At 40.8% G+C, this 18734-nt stretch carries 3 protein-coding genes; all 3 read left to right on the top strand.

Features of this window, described 5'->3' with window-relative positions; genetic code table 11:
• Positions 1–48: 48 nt before the first annotated feature.
• The 3 genes from CRO15_RS03265 to CRO15_RS03255 are packed head-to-tail and all read left to right on the top strand — an operon-like array spanning position 49 to position 18727.
• The gene (locus CRO15_RS03265) at positions 49–2280 is read left to right on the top strand and encodes a T9SS type B sorting domain-containing protein (protein WP_097044341.1); all 2232 of its coding nucleotides are present in this window, start codon (positions 49–51) and stop codon (positions 2278–2280) included.
• A 5-nt stretch (positions 2281–2285) separates the two neighbouring features.
• Positions 2286–4355 (top strand): PorP/SprF family type IX secretion system membrane protein, encoded by a 2070-nt coding sequence (locus tag CRO15_RS03260; RefSeq protein ID WP_097044340.1) that lies wholly within the window; start codon positions 2286–2288, stop codon positions 4353–4355.
• Positions 4356–4357: 2 nt separating this feature from the next.
• Positions 4358–18727 (top strand): T9SS type B sorting domain-containing protein, encoded by a 14370-nt coding sequence (locus CRO15_RS03255; RefSeq protein WP_097044339.1) that lies wholly within the window; start codon positions 4358–4360, stop codon positions 18725–18727.
• Positions 18728–18734 lie beyond the last annotated feature (7 nt).

The following is an 18734-nucleotide window of genomic DNA, read 5'->3' as shown; positions in this document are numbered from 1 at the left end:
CGCAACATAAAGGGCATTATTGCCCATAACCTCTTAAAACTAACGCTGATGGAAAAAACTAGTTCATATAACAGAATTTTGGTGTTTGCCTTTGCAACACTATTTCTTATTTCGGGTATTTTGAGTGCTCAAGTTCTTGAGAAACCTACCACAGTTTGGACAGCAGCATGTGCTTCTGCAAGTTTTAATTCTTTTGATGTTAGCTTCCGGTGGAACCCCCCATTGGTAGATTCAGACAACGAGTTTGTATTGGAGCTTTCTGATGCCAATGGAAACTTTGGCTCCCCAACAGAACTTGTTAGGCTAGATGACAAAAACAACGACTTCAATTTTGATTTTACATTCTCCGTTCCGAATAACGTCCGAGGTGAAAACTACAAACTAAGGGTTAGGAGCACTAGTCCTGCAAAAACAAGTCCTGCCACAGATTCGTATCCAATGCACTTTTTTAACTTTAGTTCACCTCTGTTAATAAGTCAAGATGGAAGTGGAAACATACCATCCGGAGGAACCATTCAAGCATGTGGAGGAGGTTCTGTTACATTAGCGCCACACAATATACCCAATGCAAGTACATACAGTTACAATTGGTATAGAAGCGGTACCCTTCTTTCTGAAAAAAGCGAAAGCATTACAGTAAATTCTACCGGAATGTATTATGTGGAGTTAGACTACGGGTCTGTATGTTCAGGTTCTGCGAATACACTTTCCAATACCATAGAGATTTCCAATGGCAGTAGTTTGGGAATAGCATTGAACGGTTCTAGTGATGTTAGCCTCTGCCCAGGAGACTCACATGTTCTGGAGGCAAATGTAAGTGGTATGGGGCTAAACTATACTTGGTATAAAGATGGTTCGGTGATTTCAGGTCCAACCGTTGATGCCAATACTTTTAGTATTGACACATCTATTTCAGGTTTTGAAGGAAACTATGAAGTGGAAATTGATGGAGCATCTGCATGTTTGGAACGCTCTGCACCTGTAACCATTAGAAGTCTAGGAAACTTTGAGGTCACTAGGCAAAATGAAGAAAATATTGTTTTGCTGCCCTCCCAAACCAAGACTCTTACCACAACTACAACCGCAACAACCCCAACATACCAATGGTTCAAAGATGGTTCTCCTATAACGGATGCCACCAACAGCACCTTGGAAATCAATGAAACAGGGGTCTATTTTGCCCGTGTAACTGAAAACGGGGGAGGATGTTCTGCATCCCCGTTGGATTCCGAAAAAACCACCATAGTTTCTCCAGATTCCTTTGAGTTTGTAGTTGATTATGTAGGTTCCTATACTTCTTGTCAAAACACAGACGTCACACTTAGTCTTTCAGCAATAAACGCGGTAAGTGGTTCAAGTGCTAAAACAGATGTAACTACAGAACTTCAGTCATCATTCTCATATCAGTGGTCACACAATAATAGTAATGTTAATGGAGAAACCTCAAAAACCATTACCATATCAAACTTTGAAAACAATGGAACCTACAAGTTGGATGGTGTTCTAGATGGATTTAATGCTTCTTCAAATAACCTAACAGTTACTTTATCAACCAACAAAGTTCTAGAGATAACCGCAAATGGAACTGTTCTTTGTGAAGGGGCAGACCCTATAGTGTTCAATAGTTCAGAAAGTTTGGGTGATGAAACTTTTGAATGGTTAAAAGATGGTTCGACAATAGATTCTTCATCCGAGAGTATTACCGCAACTGATGTTGGCGTTTATCAATTGATTATAAATACACATGATTGCCCAATTATATCCAACGAGGTTACCATAAGAACGTTTGATGAATCTCTTCTTTCATTGGATAAGCCACAAGAGTTGATAATAATTGAAGGTGAAACAGAAACTGTTACCGCAAGCGGTGCTGAATCATACCAATGGTTTGACGCCAACAACAACCTATTGGGCACACAGGATTTCTACAATTTTGAGCTAGAAGGGGAATTTCTTCTGGTAGCCAACTTTGGAAACTGTACATCCAATAAGGTAATAACAGTTACCTATAGGGATACATTTTCCATTCCAAATGTAATCACTGCCAATGGGGACGGTATTAATGACCTATGGGTATTGCCCAATACTTATTCAAGAAACCAAGATGTGGTAATTACAATTTATGATGAAAGAGGAAGACAGGTATTCAGCCAGTCCAATTATGAAAATAACTGGCCACAATCAACCACCTCTTTCAATAAGCAAAATATGGTTTTTTACTATAAGGTAACCAAAGGTGGTGAAAGCCTAAAACAAGGAACTATAACAGTTATCCAATAAACAAAATGTACCCAAACAAACCTCAACTTTTATTAACCTTCATCCTACTACTGGCTTTTTCTGGAGTACGCGCCCAGGAAGAGAATCCATTTGTGACATATAATGTTCCGTCACAAAACCTATTGAAGTTCAACAGGTTTCTAATAAATCCAACCTTCTCAACTGTTCGGGAAGACAAGTCTTACATCAACTTGTTTCACAGAAACCAATCGGTATCTTTTGATGACAATAACCAGGTGTATTTCTTGAGCTACAGCGGTAGAGTTGGTGACCGCAGTGGTGTGGGGCTAAGCCTTTTTACCAACCGTGAAGGCTTGTTCAATAACTTTGGGGTACATACCAATTATGCGTATGGCGTTAAATTAAGTGAAAAAAGCAACTTCACTTTTGGTGCAAATTTCTCGTATTATCAAAGTGCATTCAATCAAAATAGGGCAAATGCACTGGACAACAACGACCCTTTCCTAAATAGTCTGGAAAGTAGTTCATTGATTATGTTTCAGCCAGGATTCAATATTTCTTATGGCAATTTTGATTTTGGCGCTTTTGCAGAAAATCTTTTTGATTACAATCTTAAAAACAGCAAGTCTGTTACAGAGTTTGGAGATAAAACATTTTCCGGACACCTACAATATACCCATCAGTTTAAAAATGCAACCGGAATCTTGGAAAAAGGTAGATTAATGCCTTTGGCAAGAGTTCGCAAAAAAGGTGAAGAAAACCTTGTTTTAGGCGGAAATCTAGTGCTTGACCTACCTAGACTTGGATGGATCCAGGCAGGATACGATGACTTTTACGGTGCGTCTGCAGGTCTAGGGTTCAACCTGAACAAAAACCTTTCTATTGGTTACACCGTGGAAAAAGGCCTATCTAGCAACTTTGAAAATTTTGGTGTTAGCCATGAAGTGTCATTGGCCTATTCATTTACCCCCAACTTAACCGAAGATAGGGTGATGTTAGAAGATGGATTTGAAGATTTGGCCCAGGCTGATTCAATACCACAGGAAACTCTTAGTCTTACAGAAAAAGACCTTGAAATACAAAGGCTTAAGGATAAGTTGGCTGAGAACGATGCCATCCTAGATGAGCTTTTGTTACGTCAAGATTCCATTGAAAGTACCCGCAAACGTAATCTGGAAAGACGGTTTGAAACTGTAATGAAAATGGTCAAGCGGGAAACCAAAGGAGAAATGCCACAATTGGAGGAAAAGGCCAAAGCAGTTTACCTAGCCAATATGGATAGCATTGACATCATTTCTAAACAACGTGTTCAGCCCAACTCAAATCATGGGCTTTCCAATACCACGGCGGCCAAAAAAGTCATTCGTCTTAATGATAATTCCAAAACAACAAGGGTCGCAGAGAATTCATCCATCAAACGAGATAAAACAAAACGTTCTTCAAAGAAAACAATTGGTCGTTTTAGAAAATTCAATATTCCAAATGTTGAGAGTGGCCATTATCTAATTGCCAATGTTTTTAAAGATCAGAACAATGTAAACGCTTTTGTAGAAAAATTACAATCACAAGGTATAGATGCCGACTATTTTGAAAACCCAAAGAACGGTCTCAATTATGTATACCTAAAAGGTTTTAGCAACAAAAAAGAAGCGGTTGAAGCCTATCATACCCAACTCAATGGGACTTACCATGGCGATGCATGGGTAATGAACGTGCATGGTGCCGAAGATGCTTACAACAATTTTGCTTCAAACAATAAAAGTGCAGCCTCCAAGTATGGGGACAACACCTTGCACAAAAATGTAAATAACACCAAACAGAATACTTCCCAAGTTCCTTACACCACCTACAAAATCAATGGCCTAGGATCAGGGTTTTACATTATAGCCAATGTGTTTGAAAAACCCTCAAACGCAAAACGCTTTGTAAAACAACTAAATGCCAAAGGATTAAATGCGAGCTATTTTATAAATCCAGAAAACAATTACAGGTACGTGTACCTGAAAAAACATGAAACCTGGACCAATGCTCTCACCTCATACTATTCCAAACTTAATGCTTCGTATGATGACAAAATGTGGATCATGCGTGTAAAACCAAACTCCAACAGTTAAAAATGACCAATCACTTTCTAAAAACAGTTCTGTGCCTTCTTGGCATATGGCTCATAGGCTTTAAAGGGCAGGCCCAGGAAGTACCTTTTTCTGCCAGACTTTCTGATAACGGCAATACCTATATAAATATAAAAGGAGATTATACCTTCCTTTCCAATAGTGTTATGAACAGTGTCTCTGACGGGCATGATGTGAACACGCCCTATAACGGGAACGGTAGTAATAATAGTCTTCATGTGGAATATGTTGATATTGATTCAGACCCTTCCACGTTTAATTCCAGTAGTTCAACACTGTCCCTGCCCGCTTGTTCGCAAATATACTGGGCCGGTCTTTATTGGGCTGGAAACTATGATGTTGAGCGCGATGGTGATCATAGGAGTAGATACGTAAGCGGTTATACCGACGATCCAAATCATTACGATGTAACCTCAATTAAATTTAGGGTGCCAGGAAGCGCAACATATGTGGATATTCAAGCGGATACTGCTGCAGACCCTGTTGGTGAAGAAGATGACATCATTGTAAACGGATATAATATTCTCCCAAATGACCCATATGTATGTTATAAGAACGTAACCAACCTTTTGACCTCTTTAGCAGACCCAACAGGAGACTATTTTGTGGGTAATGTAAGAGGTACCAGAGGAGCAACATCACATGGAGCTGCAGGGTGGACTTTAGTTGTAATTTATGAAAACCCAACCTTGACCGGAAAATATATTTCAATTTTTGATGGTTATGAAGGGATAACAACGCATTCCGGAAACAACACTGCCGATATCTCGGTTTCAGGATTTAACACAATTCCGGTTGGCCCAGTTAACGCAAGAATTGGTGTTAGCACATTAGAAGGAGAAACTTCTTTGTCTGGAGATACCTTTGGTATAGTATCCAACAGTAGTTCAGTATTTACTGATATTTCAGATTCAGCAAATCCAAACAACAACTTTTTTAACTCAACCATCTCAGAAGATGGCGCAAACGTAACCTCCAGAAATGTAAACAGCACCAATGCAATTGGTTTTGATTCAGATGTTTTTGATCTCAATAACCCCAGCAATAGTATCATTGACAATGGTGATACCAGCGCAACATTGCGGCTTGGAACCAGCGGAGACTGGTTTGCCTCGTTTTTGGTGGCCTTTGGCGTGGAAATCATAGAACCAGATATTGTCTTGGAAAAGAAGGTTGAAGATATTGGAGGTAATGATATTACCGGCCAAGGAGTAAACCTAGGACAGGTTTTAGACTATGTGCTTTCCTTTGTTAATACAGGAAACGATGATGCGGTAAACTATACCATAAGAGATGTCTTGCCAGTCAATGTAACTCTAGATGAGGCAGTAATGACATTGCCTCCCGGGGTAACCTATACCTATACCCCAGCAACAAGAGAGGTTGTTTTTAACATTCCTGACAACTTGGTTGAGGAAGGTGATCCGGTGTCTGAGATACGTATTCGTGTACAGGTGGCCCAAAACTGTTTCGATTTCATAGACGCTTGTACCGATATTATTCAAAACCTGGCATACTCTACCTATGAAGGTAATATTAATGCCAACCAAATTAGTGATGATCCCAGTGTTTCAGATTTTGATGATTGTGGATTTACAACTCCTGGGGCAACCAATTTTCTTTTAGATGACCTTGACAATTGTAACTTTACAAGAACAGTACAGCTCTGCGGTAACAATGTGGTCTTGGATGCAGGTGACAATTTTGATGCCTACACCTGGTACTTAGACAATAACGGAAACCAAACCATAGATGCTGGGGACACAGTATTGAATGACGGCGATCCAGATAGTGACCCAAGTACACTCCTGGTAACTGATATAGGAACCTATATTGTTGACAAAGATGTAGCCGACCCTTGTAAAGGATTTGAAGAGATAATAATTGTAGAGCGATTCGGTGTTACACAATCCAACCCTATCACCGCATTGATCAATGATGTTTCCAATACCGTTGAAGGTGAAATTGTGACTTGTCCAAATGATGGTAGTGAGCTTCCACAAATCTTTTTATGCGGGTTGAACGATACCGAGCTGGTGCAAATAAACATTCCAGATGCCAATAGTATTGTTTGGGAGCAGTTGGATGAATCTAGTTGCGCAGCAGCAACTCCAGATTGCGCCAACACCAACAATTCCTGTACATGGAACTCTGTTGGCACAGGAGGAGATTTTTTGGCCTCTGATGCTGGACAGTATCGTGTTATTATCAACTACTTAAACGGGTGTTTTAGTCGTTTTTATTTCAATATTTTCAAGAACCCATTAGACCCTCAATACACTACAAGAGATATAATCTGTGCCAGTGATGGGAACATTACCGTTACCAATATGCCTTTGGATTATGAGTATCGCCTTATAGATCAAGCCACCAACAATGTATTGGTAAATTACAATTCCAACCCAAGTTTCACAATTACCAACAATGGCGCCTACACCGTTGAAATGAGACAGCAAGGTGTAACTGATGGTTGTGTTTTTGTATTGGATAACATTGGAATACTAACCCGTGATTTTCAAGTAGATGTAACGACCAGGGATACTGATTGCAATGGTCTTGGCGAAATAGGAATCTCTGTTCTCAACGTAGAACCTCAATATTATTACCAAATATCTCAAGGGGGTACCGTAGTAGACACTTTTGGTCCATCATCAGACAACAACTATACTTTTGAAAATTTAAATGATGGGGTTTATGATGTAAATGTTACAACAGACGACGGATGTGTATATAATGAGCAAGTAACAATAAATGATGTTACAGATTTAGCACTAACAGCGATTAACACAAAAAATATTGATTGTACAGATGGTATTATATCTGTTACCGGCTCTGGTGGCTTCCCTAATCCAAACTATAACTATGCCATCTGGAGTTACAATGGTGCAGATTTATATGCTAGTGTTGGAGATATACCAGCAGGTGCTTATCAAGTGGCCAACGATTTTACCTTTACAACTGGGGAAGAAGGTGATTACGAATTTATTGTAGTTGATGGCAACAACTGTTCTTTCATTTCAAACAGTGTTTCCATTGTCGTTTCTGCGTCGGTGGAATACACCACATCCACGACCGATGAAGTCTGTTTTGGTGCAGAAGATGGAACCATTTCAATAAATATTACCAACTCGAATGGCTATGATGTCCGCTTTAGACTTTTGGATGATCTAGGGAATACCATTACCAATAACAACTCCGGAAATTTTACCGGGTTGGCTCAAGGCGATTATACGGTCCGGATAAGACAGCGACCTTCCGGAACTACTGATAACTGTTTCTTTTATGAAAATTTTACTATTGGTGGACAAACTTCAGGTATTAGCGGAAATGCAACAATGATTCAGGACTATACCTGTTTGCAAGACGGTATCATTGAAGCACAAAATGTAGCTGGTGGTACTGCTCCATATGAATACAGTATTGACGGGGTAAATTTCTTTAACGGAGTTGGGGCGGAGCGTTTTTCCAACCTTACCAATGGAGCATACAGCATTACCATACGAGATGCCAATAATTGTACCTTCGTTACCAATACAATTACATTGGACCCTCTAAATCCTCCAACGGATTTAACCTTTACCGCTTCAACACCAAATTGTCCAGCATTAACATCTGATGTAACTGCAACTGTTGTTAACGGAAATGCGCCTTTCTTATTTGAAATTACCGCACCAGCACCTGTAGCAGCAACATCTATTACGGGAAACTCTGCAGATTTTGATGGACTTGCTCCTGGAACATATACCTATCAAGTAACTGATAACAAAGGTTGTGTCTATAGTGAATCCTTCACTATAAATCCCGTTTCCCAAATCAACGTTACGGGACAGTTGATAAGTAACATATCCTGTTTTAATGATACAGATGGCGAAATAGATTTCACTGTTGCCGATTTCAACACCAACTACAATTATACGGTGAGCGGACCGGCAAATTTCAACGGAAATAACCAAACCAACGGCACCATTTCTTTGACCGGGTTGGATGATGGAACTTATACTATTATTGTTACTGATAACTTGACCAATTGTACGACCACCACAGATGTAACTGTAAATGCCCCCACAGCAGCTTTAACACTTAGTGCTTCAGAAACACAACCAACCTGTATCTCTGATGGTAGTGTATCTTTGACCTCTACAGGCGGCTGGGGCGGAAACTCATTTACGCTTACAAATCCTGATACCACGGTTTTCGGAACCAACAGTACTGGCACATTTACAAATCTTACACAAACTGGAACGTATAATGTTTCAGTAACAGATGCTAACGGATGTGTTGTTACAACCACATTTACTTTAAACCCTGCTATTGCACCCGTATTGGCCATTGTACCAAACGATACTTGTTATGACGACGCCGTAGGTTTGACCCTTACAGCAAATGTAACCTCTGGTGGTGATGGCAATTTTGAGTACAGTCTAAATGGAGGGGCTTTTGGACTAGGTAATGTATTTAATGGTTTAACATCAGGAACTTACACCATTGATGTAAGAGATGGTAATAACTGTACCGACTCTGCCTCAATAACCATAAACTCAGAATTGAGCGTTGTTGCATCTGCTCCAAACATTACGGCATGTGCAACAAGCACCAATGTAGACATTACCGCCGCAGGAGGAGATGGCAATTATGTATATGCAATTGTAGCCGATGGAGTTGCTCCGGCACCCGGAGATTTTGCGATCACAAACCCTGTTAACATTACAGGAGCTGGTGACTATGATGTTTATGTAAGAGATAACAGTGGCAATGTGGGCTATTGCGAAGCAAGCTATAATTTGACCATTGTTCAAGATGCCGCATTATCTATTTCTGTGGCAGATACAGGAATCCAATGTAGCGGAGAGGCACAGGCCACCATAACCATAACGGCTTCGGGTGGCGAAGCCCCATATCAGTACAGCATCAACAATGGTACAACCTATCAACCTTCCAATACTTTTGTAAATCAGTTGGCTGGTAGCTACAATATTAGAGTGCGTGATGCGAACAACTGTGATGTTACTCAAATTTATACCATTACAGAACCATTGACCCTTTCAGCATCTGCAGCTGTAACCCAATTGGCAGAATGTAATCCGGGTCTTGGTGCTGAAGTTAGAATCACCAATGCCTTGGGAGGCACAGCTCCATACGAATATAGTTTTGATGGCGGCACCAATTATGTGGCAAGTCCAATAGGGTTTTTATTGCCTGGCAATCATACCGTTTACATCAGGGATGCCAATAACTGTACATTCCCAATGACAGTAACAATTGACCCAGAGCCTACACCCCCTGGACTTACAACTGCCATAAGTTATGAATGTGATGGGGAGGGTACGGTAACTATCACCCCAGATAGCGCATTATTTGATTACACTTATGAAATTGATGGAAACCCAAACACCCCGGTCACGTCCAACACCTTTAACGATGTGGCTATCGGAACACATACAATCACAGTTAATTATACAAGTAATGTAGCTCCGTCACCAAGTGTTCTTCTACTAGAAGATTTTGGGTCGGGACCAAACACTAGTATACCTGATATAGATCCAGCATACTGTTATGAACCTCAAGATGGTTCTGCTAATTCTTGCGGATGGGCCATCAATACTCGTATACAAGATGGAGAATATTCGGTAACCCAATCCATAGTTGCCCCTTATGGCTCCTGGCAAGACCCTAACGACCATACCGGAAATGTGAATGGAAGGTTCTTGGCCATCAATGTAGGTGGAGTTGCCGGAGTTGGAGGAATTGTATATCAAAAGACAGGGATTGAAGTAATTCCCAACAGAGATATTACCGTTTCTTTATGGGCGTTTAACCTTTTAAGAAATGGAACTGGAGGTGGAGACCCTTCAATTGAGATTCAATTAGTTGATGGAGGTGGAGCTGTAATTGCCAGTACAACTACTGGTAATGTACCAAAGAATAATAATGCAAATGATTGGCACAACTATTCTGTTAACCTAAATCCAGGGGCTAACACTAATCTGGACATTGTTATCAGGACCAACTCTGCGGTTATCAATGGAAACGATATTGCCATTGATGATATCCAAGCTTTCCAAATACCAGAAGTTTGTGCCGGTTCGCTGACCGTAGATGTCAACATAGAGGATGGACATGCTTTTGATGCGTCCATAACTGCTTTTTCCAATATTTCTTGTAATACCGGAACAGATGGATCTATCTCTTTTGAAGTGGATAATTTTGATGCTGTAAATGGCTTTGAGTATCAAGTTAACGGAGGTGGTTTTTCCGCTCCGCAAACATCAAGCCCAATAAACCTTTCTGGATTATCAGCTGGAAACTACACTATTGAAGTTCGGGATGTGTTGGACAATACTTGTTCTGTTACTTTAAATCAAACACTTTCTGAACCAAACGCTTTGGTTGCTTCAGCATCCATTACCTCGGTGATGACATGTACCAATGGAGGAGCTACTATTACCGCTTCCGCAACAGATGGAACTCCTGCATATGAATATCAATTGGAAAATGGAGTAGGTGGAATCATTGCTGGCTTTGATTATGCCACTAACGGGAACAATACTGTTTTCCTAGGACTGGCAGCAGGAGACTATATTGTTAGAGTAAGAGATGCCAATCTTTGTGAAGACCCAATTGATGCTGCAATTACAGTGGTAGCACCAACTACAATTGTATTTACTTCAACCCCAACGGCTTGTTATAGTGGAAACAATGATGGAACCATTCAGGTAGACGTTACTGCAGGCAGCAATGACTATCAATTCAGTCTAAACGGAGGTCCTTGGATTACACCAAGCCCTGCTACGGCAACAGCACATACTTTTACAGGTCTTGCAGCTGGAAACTATACCATCAATGTAAGAGATGGTTTTGGTTGTGTTGGAACACTTCAAAACGTAACCATTACCGATAATCTAGTGGCAACAGTTGATGTTGTGGATATCAGCACATGTGCAGATGGAAGTATAACAGTTACCGCTTCAGGAGGGGTTCCCAATTTGGAATACGCCTTTGTTCCTACGACCACGAGTCCAACTGGCTTGTTTTCAACTACCAATACATTTGCGGTAACCACTGGAAATGATGGTGATTATGATGTTTATGTAAGGGATAATTCCGCCACAGTTCCATTCTGTGAATTCATGGAAACTGTTACTGTAAACCCAGCAACACCTTTAACCGTTACAAATACTCCTACTGATCCTCAATGTCATGATGGAACTGGTTCGATTTTAGTGGATATTACCTCCGGAATTAGCCCATACACCATCCAAATTGTTGATTTGGACAATGCCGGAGCCGGAAACCAAACCGATGCTAATGTTCTCGTTACAAGCAGAACATACTACAATCTATCGCCAGGAAATTATACCATCAATATAACAGATGCAACTGGTTGTACTGTAACAGAAACTCCTGTCAATATTGCAAATCCAGACGAGCTTACCGCTACTATTACCGGTATAACCCCTGCTGGTTGTACTGGTGATCCAAATGATTTTGGGTTCAGATTTACTGCCTACCCTACAACTTTGGGAACCATCCAATTTAGTGATGATGGAGGGGCCACCTGGACAGCTGGGGACAATTCCGTTCCTGGAACTACAGATGAAATTAGAGGGTATAATTCCGGGGACACCGTTAACCCTTCCATGAGAACTGTTGACGGGTCTGGAAACACTTTATGCCAAACAGATTTTCCACCATTTATTATACCTTATCCCTTAGATGATTTGGATATTACCATTTTGCCAATCATTGTCAACTGTAATGAGCTTCAAGTCACTGTAAGGGGTCAAAACGGTACTGCTCCTTATGAGTATACCTACTCTGATGATCCCGCCAACTTTGACCCTGCAACTGCTACTTGGACCCCACAGCTTGCTCTTAACGTCACTCATACTTTTGTTGGTTTGGTTCCAGGTAGAACCTATTCTTTCTACGTTAGGGATGATGCAGCTCCTACAGGTTGTGTTCGTCAAAGTAGTGTTAATGTGAATGATATAATTACCGTTCCTTTGGAAATCACTTCCGACATCACCCCTTCTTGTGATGGAGCAAATAATGGAAGTATTACATATACTGTTACTGATAATCAGGCTCCTTTTGGATCTCATATTAGATGGGAACTTTTTGATATGTCTTCTGGCACACCCGTTTCAATAACAAACAGCGGTGGAAACATACCTTATACTTCTCCACAGAACGTTATTGTCTCGGGCTTGGACCCAGGTAACTACTTCTTGGAAGTTGTAGAAAGCGATGGAGTTACCGATAGCTGCGTTGGGGCAACTGAAAATGAATTGTTGGACGAACTAGATCCTTTAACAGGAACTCCTGTAGTGTTACAAAATATTAGTTGTGATACCCCAGGCCTTATCCAAGTTCAAAACCCTTTGGGAGGAGGTGGAACATATACCTATACTGTAACCGGACCAGCTCCTTTTGTAACTATTACTTCAACTTCTGATAACCCTATTGAGATTCCAGCAAATTCACCTGCCGGCAACTACAATGTAACTATGGCGGATCAGTATAGTTGTTCAACAAATTTAGGTGCGGTTCCATTGACTTTGACTCCAAATCCTACAATTGATGCTATAGCTGTGGATAACTGCAGCGACCCATCTACAGTTACCATTACCGCAACAAGTGCTGCCGCCCAAATATTTTATTCCTTGGATGGTGGAACTACATATGAAGACAACGGTGGTATTTTTAACAACATTACCGCAGGAGCTTATAATGTTTCTATTCTTGATAGCAATGGTTGTACTGCTACAGACAATGTTACAGTTCATCCAGTACTTCAGGCAACAGCAACATTGACAAAGCTATTGGATTGCTCTGGAGCCCCTGATGATGCACAAATTACGATTGAAGTACTTTCAGGATCTGGAGATAATCTTGGGTTTGCAGGCAGTTATGACTATGAAATCACCAATGGTTTAGGAACCGTAGTGGCAAGAACCGTGCTGCCTAGTAATTCATTTGTGTTCAATACTACAACGGTAGAAAACTATACCATCACCGTTTATGACAACAATACGGCAGGACCAACATGTTCTAGGGTTTTCAATGTTTCAGTTCCAGCTGCAATTATGCCCTCATTTAGTGTGTCGTCTTTTACTGATGTTACCTGTAATGGTTCTGATGACGGAACTATTAATGTAAGTGCAACAGATAATGGTACGGGACCATATACCTTTGAAATTATTTCTGGACCAGGAAGTTCAGCTACTTTCCCAATAGCGCCTGCCACAAACAATGCAACAACAGCATCGTTTACAGGTTTAGAAGGAACTACGGCTGGCATAACTTATACCATTGAGATAACAGCTGCCAATGGTTGTACATCAACGCAAACACAAACCATAACTCAACCTGATTTATTGGCCAATGTAAATACAAATGTTATCGAGTTTGGATGTACTTCTGGTAACAATATGAACAACGCTACAATAACCGTTCAACCTGGAATTACCGGAGGTAGCGGAAACTACGTAATATATGAGTTCATTGAAGAAGATGATCCAAATACAGTTCCTGTTGAGGCTCCAGTTGTTGTTCAATCAGGAAACAACTTAACTTTCATTGAAACCGATATTGCAGGTGGCGAATACACCATCAATGTTTATGATGATAATGGTTGCGTAGGCACAACAACGGCTACTATTAATCCTTTTGATGAACTACAATCCACTAGCATCGCAATTGATGCTGCCGCAACCTGTGTCTCTGGTGAAAATATCACAATCACAGCAACAGGTTCATTGACCAACTCAACGACCACACCGGCCAATTACGAGTTTAGACTGTTGCCTGCTGTTGCTTTTCAGGCATCCGGAAGTTTTACAGGTTTGGCTATTGGCACACATAATTTTGAAGTAAGAAATACAGTAACTGGTTGTATCATTGCTACTTCTCATACCGTTGCAAATCCACAAGTTTTAGAGCTGGATGTAGTAAGCACAACAAACATTACATGTTTTGGAGACACAAATGGTCAAGTAGTGTTTGACTTGCATGATGCAGCTAGCATTACTTATGCAAGTGCTACAAGCTACACACTTTACTATGATGTAAACAATACGCCAACCAACTTGGCAGATGACATTACTTCGGCAGGAATAGATGCCGATGGTAGTTTTACCATTACTGGACTTGCTGCTGGAACTTATTATATAGAAGTGTTGGATACCAACCCTCCAGGTTCTGCATGTTCCTATTCACAATCTTTCACTATAGCTGGACCAAATGTTGGTATTTCAGCAGGTACTCAGGTAACCCCTGTGACATGTGCCCTTAATGACGGAAGTATTGAAATAATAAACCCTGCCGGTGGATGGGGTGGTTTTACCTATTTTGTTGATTTGGCTTCAAATCCAGCACCAACATTCCCAGGTAGTTACCAAGCCTCACCATTGTTTACAGGTCTTTCAGGCGGCGTTGGCCCAGGGACCAATTATCAGGTTTGGGTAGCAGACCAAAATGGATGTGCATTCCAGTTACCAAATGAAAACTTGGTAGACCCAACTGCTATTTCGGCAACTTTACAAATCAATCAAGAAAACTGTACTGCACTTCAAGGAGAAATAGAAGTGGTAGGAACGGCCGGAGGTCAAGGCAGTAACTATACTTATCAACTAATCAGAGGAGGAAGTAACATTGGTTCGCCACAAACAAATCCTGTTTTCAGTGGATTGGGCGCTGGATCATATCAGGTATTGATTGCCGACCAATGGTCCTGTACCACCACAATTGGGACAGCAATATTGCTTGATGAAATGACTGCTACTCCAACAGTAGTAAAACCAATTGATTGTACACCTGATCCAGGTGGTCATGTAACCATCACAGTAAATGGTGGTTCTGCCAACCTCACCTATGCCGTTCTTTTCCCAGATGCCGTTACAACAGCAAATAATGCCACAGGCGTCTTTACGGGGCTTACACAGCCAGGAACCTACACCTTCACCGTAACGGATGGGGACACGGTTACACCATGTACCGTAGTAGTAACCCAAGACTTGGACGATAAAGTAGACCCAGTGATCAGCAATGTGGTTATGAGCCCTGTAAGTTGTAATGGAGGTTCAGACGGAAGTCTTACAGTACAATTGGACGCTGCAACTGCAGTTAACCCAGTATATAACTATGAACTTTATCAGATGTCAAATTTGGTAGTGCCATACAGGGCTGCTCAGACAAGTCCTATCTTTGATAACTTGCCTCAAGGCGACTATCGCGTTAGGGTAATATCTTCAAGGTCATGTGAAGATTTCTATGATGAAACTGTTACAGAGCCTACTTTATTAAATGTATCTGCAACAGCAACACCTTTTGCTTGTAATGCTGGCAATACGGTTAATACATCTACAATAACCATAACAGCAACAAACGGAACAACTCCATACTTATACAGTATTGATAATATCAATTTCCAGACATCAAACACTTTTGATATTGTTGATACAGGTGTGGTACAGAACATAACAGTTTATGTTACTGACGGCAACTCTTGTCCTCAGACAGCGGTTGTTGCTCCTATTCAGCCTATAAATGTATTTACCGCAGCGGTAACACAAAACACGGCCATAAGCTGCGCCAATCCAGAGGAGGTGCTAATAACTGTAACAGATGATGGAAATCTAGCAAACAGCTATACATATGAATTGCTGCCCGTTGGTAACGCCCTTGGAACTTTGACCGGAACACCAACCAATGTTACCACAACTTTTGAATTGACAGCACCTGGCAGTTATACATTTAGAATTACTGATAATACAACAGGCTGCTATGTGGATACAACTCCGTATGACATCGCTCCATACGATATTATAGATGTAGTGGCAACTGCAACAGCCCCTGCTATTTGTTTTGGCGATATAAATGGGGCCTTGGAAATCAATGTTGCAGGTTATACAGGAACATACGATTATCAAGTTTTTGATGGCTCCAACAACCCTGTTGGTCCTTTAGTGAACACAGACACCAGTATAAATCCACGTCCAATTGGCGGACTTTCTGGAGGAAACTACTATGTGCGTGTTACACAAACCGGAAACCCATTATGTATTGAAGATTCTAATACGGTAACTATTGCTTCTCCAGATATGGCATTGACTGCCACGCCTGTTGAAGTGGCCAATGTTAGCTGTACCAATAATCTAGGAGAAATTGAGGTTTCACCAACCGGAGGATTTGCTCCTTATGATATTCAGTTGACAAACACGACCACTGCTCAAGTATACAATATAACTGATGTGGTAAGCTTTGTGTTCACAGATCTTTCAGCAGGAACATTTGATGTTGAAATCACGGATGATGCCGGTTGTACCATCAATGAGCCTATTGTGCTTGTTCAGCCAACTCCTATTACAGCTGATATTTCAGCAACACCAACAACTCTTGTGTGTTATGGAGATACAAATGCTACTGTTTCAGCCATCAATGTGCTTAATGGGCAGGGTGTTTATCAATATCAGCTAAATGTATATGATCCAACAGGGACAACCATTGCATTTACTTCAGGTGCTCAATCTAGTCCTGATTTCAACAATCAAGGAGCTGGCATTTATAGTATTACAGTTTCTGATGGTTGGGGTTGTGATGTTGAAACAATACAAGTGACCATTTCAGAACCTACGGAAGTTGAGGCGAATCTAATCCAATTAACACAACTTACCTGTACAGCTCAAGCACAGATCCAACTTTCTGCTACTGGAGGTACAGGCCCTTATGAGTACAGTGTTGATGGAGTGGCTTATACTTTAATGGCAGGAGGAAACACTCATACGTTTACCGTTCCGGCTGGACCATACCAATACTATGTAAGGGATGCCTTTGGTTGTGATGCTATGATATCCAATCAAGTTACCGTAGACCCTATTATTCCATTAGATGTAATTATAGACGATAGTGCAGCTACCATCAATTGTACTGGTGAAGCTTCAGCAACTATTCGTGCAACCGCAGTAGGCGGTTTAGGAAACTATTCTTACGAATTGTTCTCGGATCCAGGTTTAACAAATTCTGTTGCCGGACCACAAAACAATGGAGAATTTAGTGGTTTGAATGCTGGTAATTACTATGTCAACGTAACCAGCATGGATTGTCAGGCAACCAGTTTAGAAATTCCTATTGTTGATCCAACTCCTTTGCAAATTGTTACTCAAGAGTCAACTGACGTTACTTGTGCAGGAGCTGATGATGGAACAATTACTGTTGAGGTTTCAGGTGGTACCGGTGAAATTCAATATGCCATTACACCAAATCTTAATCAGTTTGATACTGTAAATGTGTTTACTGATCTTGCTCCTGGCATTTATGATGTAATTGCACAAGATAGAAATGGTTGTTTTGAAGTGTTCCAGTTTGAAATAGAACAGCCAGCAGCGCTACAGGCACAAGCCATTAACATAATGCATGAGGTTTGTTTTAATAGTGAGGACGGTTCTTTTGAATTGGACATAACAGGAGGTACAGCTCCTTATTCTTCTGCTCTAAACTCGAATGCGGATGCAGATTATGTTCAAGATCAAGTATTGTTCCAAAACTTGGCCGCTGGTACGCATGTCGTATTCGTAAGAGATGCCCAAGGATGTGAAACCAATGTGTTTGTAGAAATAAATCCTGGAGTCAATCTAGCTGCTACGGTTACGCCTATCTATGAATGCGATGGTAATCTTCCTACCAACCGATTGGATATCGCTTTTGAAGATACGACAGTAATCAGTGATGTACTTTATGCTATTGATTCAACCAATCCTGCCGATATGCAGTTGAGCTCTGATTTCACAAACATTGCTCCTGGTGATCATTACCTCACCATAGCACACTCTAACGGATGTTTAAATACGGTTAACTTCACCATAACAGGGTTTGAACCTTTAACTCTTGTGTTGGAAAATAGTAACATTAATGAAATAACAGCTATTGCCACAGGAGGTCTTGAGGATTACACTTTCTACTTTGGCGATGTTGATAATGGTACCGACAACACGTTCATTATTAACAGAACGGATACATACCCTGTTACGGTCATAGATCAAAATGGTTGTGAAGTTACTATGGAAATCTTTATGGAATTTATAGACATCGAGATTCCTACTTTCTTCACTCCTGATGGAGATGGTATGAATGATACATGGCTTCCGGACAATTTAGAGGCTTTCCCTAACGTACTAATGATCATTTTTGATCGTTATGGTAGAGAGCTCTATCGTATGAAATATGGCGATAGTGGTTGGGACGGATTGTACAATAACAGTGAATTGCCAACAGGTGATTACTGGTATATTACAAAACTCCAAGGCGAAACGGATGACCGCGAATTTATTGGACATTTCACCCTTTACAGACAATGATAGCTTA

Source organism: Flagellimonas pacifica (assembly GCF_900215465.1).
In the GTDB taxonomy this organism is placed as follows: Bacteria; Bacteroidota; Bacteroidia; order Flavobacteriales; family Flavobacteriaceae; genus Flagellimonas; species Flagellimonas pacifica.
The sequence above is the reverse complement of the archived record's forward strand: the minus strand, read 5'-3'. Positions and strand labels throughout refer to the sequence as shown.

What these genes read in the sequence shown, in the direction of transcription:
- CRO15_RS03255 (WP_097044339.1), top strand. Translation starts at nt 4,358, where the DNA reads ATGACCAATCACTTTCTAAAAACAGTTCTGTGCCTTCTTGGCATATGG.
- CRO15_RS03265 (WP_097044341.1), top strand. Translation starts at nt 49, where the DNA reads ATGGAAAAAACTAGTTCATATAACAGAATTTTGGTGTTTGCCTTTGCA.
- CRO15_RS03260 (WP_097044340.1), top strand. Translation starts at nt 2,286, where the DNA reads ATGTACCCAAACAAACCTCAACTTTTATTAACCTTCATCCTACTACTG.